The sequence below is a fragment of the Shigella sp. FC1661 genome (assembly GCF_001712525.1).
Lineage (GTDB): Bacteria > Pseudomonadota > Gammaproteobacteria > Enterobacterales > Enterobacteriaceae > Escherichia > Escherichia coli.
The window spans coordinates 1-6,284 of sequence record NZ_MDGW01000134.1 but is presented as its reverse complement, the minus strand read 5'-3'; the positions used below and the strand labels follow the sequence as shown (position 1 = coordinate 6,284).

Below are 6,284 nucleotides of genomic sequence, written 5' to 3'. Positions count from 1 at the left end.
GGCGCACGTCTTCGGTGAACGCACTCTGGCCACACTGGAGCGTCTTCTGAGCCTGCTGTCGGCCTTTGAGGTCGTGGTATGGATGACGGATGGCTGGCCGCTGTATGAATCACGCCTGAAGGGAAAGCTGCACGTTATCAGCAAGCGTTACACTCAGCGCATTGAGCGACATAATCTGAATCTGAGACAACATCTGGCAAGGCTGGGACGGAAGTCACTGTCGTTCTCAAAATCGGTGGAGCTGCATGACAAGGTCATCGGGCATTATCTGAACATAAAACACTATCAGTAAGTTGGCAGCATTACCCAAGGTAATTACTCAAATCTCCACGCAATATTCATGCCGACACCATAATTTCGTCCGGGCGAAGGTTCGTAATATCGCCCGTTTGACTCATTGACAATGACAGAACCAACGTATTCTTTATCGAATAAATTATCGACACGACCAAATAAATCCACAGTTAAATTGTGGTAATTGTATTTATACCCGGTGAATAAGCCGACGAGAGTATAAGACGGCGCTTTTGCCGTATTTTCATCATCTGCCATAATATCGCCCATATAACGCGCTTCCGTGCCTGCATACCAACCATCTTCCGGTACATAACCTATCGACGCAAAGCCCATATTACGGGCGATCCCTGGCATCCGATTACCGTTACAATCCTGTTCATTGCAAACATTGCTGCGATAGGTCGCATCAAGCCAGGCCCAGGACGCGTTTACGCGAAAATCTCCTGCGAAACGTTGATCCCATGCCAGTTCAGCGCCTTGACGACGGGTCTTTCCGGCATTTTTGTAAGTCGTACGCCCACCGCTACTGCTATCGACAACAATTTCATCATCAGTGTCGGTCTGAAACAATGCGAGACTAAGCAGCCCATCACCAATACGCGTTTTACTGCCGATCTCAATTGTATCGTTGGTGGATGGTTTTAAACCAAAGTTCATACCGCTTTGCCCATCAGCACGATAAGACAGCTCATTAATCGTCGGCGTTTCAAAACCTCGCCCGGCTGCCAGATAGATATTCCAGGCATCGGTCATTGCATATTTTAACGAACCGGCAGGTAGCCATTTATGATAACTGGCATCACCGCTGTCATCGCCGTTACCCGGAGTAACGTAATGGTCGTTGGAATCAAACCACACGGAGCTGTAGCGCACGCCAGCATCCAGCGACAGTTTTTCGCTCAGCTGCCACTGCGTCTGTAAATAGGGATCGATGTTCCACATCAGATTGCGTTCGTCGCGACGCAACTCACCTTTTTGCCCGTACTCCGGCATGCCGCTATTCAGGCGGAAGTTATTGTAGCCCTTGCGGTTTTCACTCATGTTTTCGTAGTTCAGGCCGGTAGTGAACGTGACCGGAACGCCCAGTTCACCACGGTGTGTCCAGCGGCTGTCTATCCCCTGGTAATGGCGTTGCAGGGTAATCACGCCGCCCGCATGTGACGGGTTAAGTTGTGGTGCCATGGGTATTGACTGGTACTGGGTCGTTTCTCGCTCTCCGGCATACATCATCACACTCATATCATCTTGCGCGCTCAGGCTACGCTCATAGCGCAACCCAGCCTGAGTTTGCTTGATGGTTTTTCGCGTGTCGTACTGTTCTGCACGAAGCGCTTGTTGTGGATTAGCCTTCCATTCTGCTTTGGTTAGCCCACCTGGGTCATCTGCTTTGATATCCACACTATTGAAAATCAGACTTAATTTGCTGGCTTCATCAATGCGTACGCCCAGTTTGGCATTGGCTAAATTTTTCTGTGCGCCACTATGGTCACGATAGCCGTGGGTCGTAAAACGCGTGGTTGAGACGGTGTAATCGACATCGCCAGGCTGTGTGCCGTCTCCCGTTGCGCCCGTTGCTTTCAGCCCATAGCGCCAGCTGCCAAAACTGCCGTAGTAACTACTGGCTTCAATGGTTGGTGGCTGTTGTCCGGTCTGGGTGGTGACATTCATTACCCCACCAGACGCGTTGCCATACAGGGCAGAGAAGGGGCCACGCAGCACTTCCACATTTTGCACACTGCTTAAATTGATGTTGGATGTTTGCCCTTGCCCGTCGGGCATGGTGGCGGGAATACCGTCCACATACAGGCGAATACCGCGAATACCGTAAGTGGAGCGGGAGCCAAATCCGCGAATCGACAGCTGTAAATCTTGCGCATAGTTCTGCCGGTTTTGTACCTGCAAACCAGGCACGCCGGTCAGTGATTCGGACAAGTTAATGCGCGGTGTTGCCAGGCGCATCTCCTCGCCATCCACCACGCTTACTGCTGCTGGGGTATCCAGTTCTGAAACCACCTGCGGTGCGGCACTGACAATCATAGTCTGTTCATCAGCGGCAAAAACAACGGGGGAAAGGACAAGCAGTGCGGGCAAAACGGTCTGTCGGACGGAAAAAATCTTCATGAAAAAAGCCAGGTTAAGAATGGGAAAACGCTGTCATGGTAATAAAATTGTAAACTTATGGAAAACGAAACGGCACGATACGTTAATTAATTGAGAAAATTGTAGTCGTAACGGCAAGAAATGCTCCACATTTGAGAAAATAATGATTACCATTCCCATTTATAACAAGAGCGTGACGATGATTACGCTTAGCGAAGCATTGTGAAGCAGCAAAAATATTGGTTCATCAAAGGGAGTCGTCATGCATTTACGTCATCTGTTTTCATCGCGCCTGCGTGGTTCATTACTGTTAGGTTCATTGCTTGTTGCTTCATCATTCAGTACGCAGGCCGCAGAAGAAATGCTGCGTAAAGCGGTAGGTAAAGGTGCCTACGAAATGGCTTATAGCCAGCAAGAAAACGCGCTGTGGCTCGCCACTTCGCAAAGCCGCAAACTGGATAAAGGTGGCGTGGTTTATCGTCTTGATCCGGTCACTCTGGAAGTGACGCAGGCGATCCATAACGATCTCAAGCCGTTTGGTGCCACCATCAATAACACGACTCAGACGTTGTGGTTTGGTAACACCGTAAACAGCGCGGTCACGGCGATAGATGCCAAAACGGGCGAAGTGAAAGGCCGTCTGGTGCTGGATGATCGTAAGCGCACGGAAGAGGTGCGCCCGCTGCAACCGCGTGAGCTGGTAGCTGATGATGCCACGAACACCGTTTACATCAGTGGTATTGGTAAAGAGAGCGTGATTTGGGTCGTTGATGGCGAGAATATCAAACTGAAAACCGCCATCCAGAACACCGGTAAAATGAGTACCGGTCTGGCGCTTGATAGCAAAGGCAAACGTCTTTACACCACTAACGCTGACGGCGAATTGATTACCATCGACACCGCCGACAATAAAATCCTCAGCCGTAAAAAGCTGCTGGATGACGGCAAAGAGCACTTCTTTATCAACATCAGCCTTGATACCGCCAGGCAGCGTGCATTTATCACCGATTCTAAAGCGGCAGAAGTGTTAGTGGTCGATACCCGTAATGGCAATATTCTGGCGAAGGTTGCGGCACCGGAATCACTGGCTGTGCTGTTTAACCCCGCGCGTAATGAAGCCTACGTAACGCATCGTCAGGCAGGTAAAGTCAGTGTGATTGACGCGAAAAGCTATAAAGTGGTGAAAACGTTCGATACGCCGACTCATCCAAACAGCCTGGCGCTGTCTGCCGATGGCAAAACGCTGTATGTCAGTGTGAAACAAAAATCCACTAAACAGCAGGAAGCTACCCAGCCAGACGATGTGATTCGTATTGCGCTGTAATAGATATGGCGAGGGTGAAAACGGTGAGACTTGCCTGCCTTTTATCACGGCGTATCCGGCACTTTCGTCAGTAATCTGAATTTGCCCGGCACGTAGCCGGGCAATTTTGCAATTAACTCGCCGTTTCAGGCTTAAACACAATTTCCTGTTTTTCTTCATCTTCCTCGACGACTGGCGCAGTGCTGTGAATTTCAGCAACGCGTTTGCGCACACCAAACCAGCCTATAACCAGCAGAATACCGATAATCGGCAGCGCCGCGATAGTATAAGTCCCGTTCGGGTAATCGAACGCCATCAGCACAAGGACACTCAGTAAAAACAGTAATGTCAGCCAGGAAGTGAAGGGCGCGCCAGGCAGTTTAAAACTGACATCCGCTGCTTTGCCTTCTTTAATCGCTTTACGCAGGCGCATCTGGCACACGATGATAAACGCCCATGAAGCGATGATTCCCAGCGACGCGAAGTTCAACACAATCTCAAATACGCGCGACGGCACCAGATAGTTGAGGAATACGCCGACGACATACACAACCAGTGTCGCTAGAATCCCGGCATACGGCACATGCTGACGACTCATTTTCGCCATAAAACTCGGTGCGGAACCGCCCATCGCCATTGAGCGCAGAATACGTCCGGTGCAGTACAGACCTGAGTTCAGGCTGGAGAGGGCAGCGGTCAGCACCACAATGTTCATAATGCTGCCGATATATGGCACACCCAGTTTAGAGAAAAACGTCACGAACGGACTTTGCCCCGCCTGATACGCGCTCTACGGCAATAACATAACCAGCAACACCACGGAGCCGACGTAAAACAGGCCAATACGCCAAATCACACTGTTAATGGCTTTAGGCACCATGGTCTGCGGATCTTTACATTCTCCGGCAGCTGTACCCACCATTTCAATGGAGGCAAAAGCAAACACTACGCCCTGAATCAACACCAGCGCAGGCAGCAAACCGTGGGGGAAGAAGCCGCCATTATCGGTGATTAAATGAAAGCCAGTGGTGTTGCCATCCAGCGGCTGACCACTACCGAGGAACACTGTACCCACGACCAAAAAGGTCACAATGGCGAGCACTTTAATAAGCGCAAACCAGAACTCCATCTCCGCAAACCATTTCACACCGATCATATTCATGGTGCCAACGATGGTAAGTGCAGCGAGCGCAAAGACCCACTGCGGCACGCCGCCAAACGCACCCCAGTAATGCATATACAGAGCGACGGCGGTAATATCAACAATCCCCGTCATCGCCCAGTTGATGAAGTACATCCAGCCAGCAACATAAGCGGCTTTCTCACCCAAAAACTCACGGGCATAAGAGACAAAACTGCCACTGGAAGGGCGGTGTAGCACCAGCTCACCCAATGCACGCAGAATAAAAAACGAAAACAAGCCACAAATTAAATAAACCAGTGCCAGTGCTGGACCCGCCATTTGCAGTCGGGCTCCTGCACCTAAAAACAAGCCGGTGCCAATCGCGCCGCCAATGGCGATCATCTGTACCTGGCGATTGCCCATCGCTTTGTGATACCCCTCTTCGTGGGCATTAAGCCAGCGGCGTTTCGCGGCGTGTTGATCTGAAGTGTCGGTGTCGTGTTTACTCATTGCTCTCCCTGATTGCTTTAATGAAAAAGTCATATAAGTTGCCATGAACAATGTTTATTTATCCTGGCGATGATAGTTATCACCATTATTCTTTATGGGTATAAAACTATCGGCGCAGCATCCTACCCGTTATCGATATACGATGCAAAACATCCCCTTACAATCCTGAAGGGGATTCATACAACTGACGAAAAAATGACAAATACTTTTGCTGGTTAACCTGTGTACTGTCCTACACTTAATCCTTAAAAGATTGTGAGGGGCATATGATTAAGGTGTATGGCGTACCCGGATGGGGCTCTACAATCAGTGAGCTGATGCTAACACTGGCTGATATTCCTTATCAGTTCGTTGATGTCAGTGGTTTTGACCACGAGGGAACTTCACGCGAGTTATTGAAAACCCTGAACCCGTTGTGTCAGATTCCGACACTGGCGCTGGAAAATGACGAGATTATGACGGAGACAGCGGCGATTGCATTGATGGTTCTCGATCGTCGCCCGGACCTTGCGCCACCGGTTGGGCGCGCCGAACGTCAGCAGTTTCAACGGCTATTGGTCTGGCTGGTTGCTAATGTCTATCCAACATTCACTTTCGCCGATTACCCTGAGCGTTGGGCTCCTGACGCACCTGAACAGTTAAAGAAGAATGTTATTGAATATCGTAAATCGCTTTATATCTGGCTGAATTCACAATTGACCGCTGAACCTTATGCGTTTGGTGAGCAACTAACGCTGGGTAATGCTGCCAACTTACTGATTTAGTGTATGATGGTGATTTTAAGGTGCTTGCGTGGCTTCCATTTCCATCAGATGTCCTTCCTGCTCCGCTACTGAAGGCGTGGTGCGTAACGGCAAAAGCACTGCCGGACATCAGCGCTATCTCTGCTCTCATTGCCGTAAAACATGGCAACTACAGTTCACTTACACCGCCTCTCAGCCCGGTACGCAC

Annotated in this window: 4 protein-coding genes and 2 pseudogenes; 4 read left to right on the top strand and 2 right to left on the bottom strand. The window is 50.0% G+C overall.

What is annotated here, in order from left to right; translation table 11 throughout:
• Window positions 1-292 (top strand): annotated as a pseudogene (locus BFF42_RS09490) (IS1-like element IS1X2 family transposase); the annotation flags it as partial.
• Between the two features lie 23 nt (window positions 293-315).
• Here the strand turns inward: BFF42_RS09490 and pqqU are convergent.
• Complete coding sequence (gene pqqU, locus BFF42_RS09485) at window positions 316-2,418, bottom strand: TonB-dependent receptor PqqU (protein WP_039060240.1); 2,103 nt, start codon at window positions 2,416-2,418, stop codon at window positions 316-318.
• A 241-nt stretch (window positions 2,419-2,659) separates the two neighbouring features.
• Between pqqU and yncE the strand changes: the two genes are divergently transcribed.
• Window positions 2,660-3,721, top strand: coding sequence for a 7-bladed beta-propeller protein YncE (gene yncE, locus BFF42_RS09480; protein WP_000550675.1), 1,062 nt, complete (start codon window positions 2,660-2,662; stop codon window positions 3,719-3,721).
• Window positions 3,722-3,833: 112 nt separating this feature from the next.
• Here the strand turns inward: yncE and ansP are convergent.
• Window positions 3,834-5,333, bottom strand: a pseudogene (ansP, locus tag BFF42_RS09475) (L-asparagine permease).
• 266 nt (window positions 5,334-5,599) lie between these two features.
• On the opposite strand from ansP, the gene BFF42_RS09470 reads away from it, so the two are divergent.
• Together BFF42_RS09470 and BFF42_RS09465 are read left to right on the top strand one after the other, a co-directional pair.
• Entirely contained in the window at window positions 5,600-6,097 is a 498-nt protein-coding gene (locus BFF42_RS09470) for a glutathione S-transferase N-terminal domain-containing protein (protein WP_012421433.1), read from the top strand.
• 28 nt (window positions 6,098-6,125) lie between these two features.
• The coding region (locus BFF42_RS09465) for an IS1 family transposase (protein WP_032277379.1) at window positions 6,126-6,284 on the top strand (159 nt) is incomplete at its 3' end.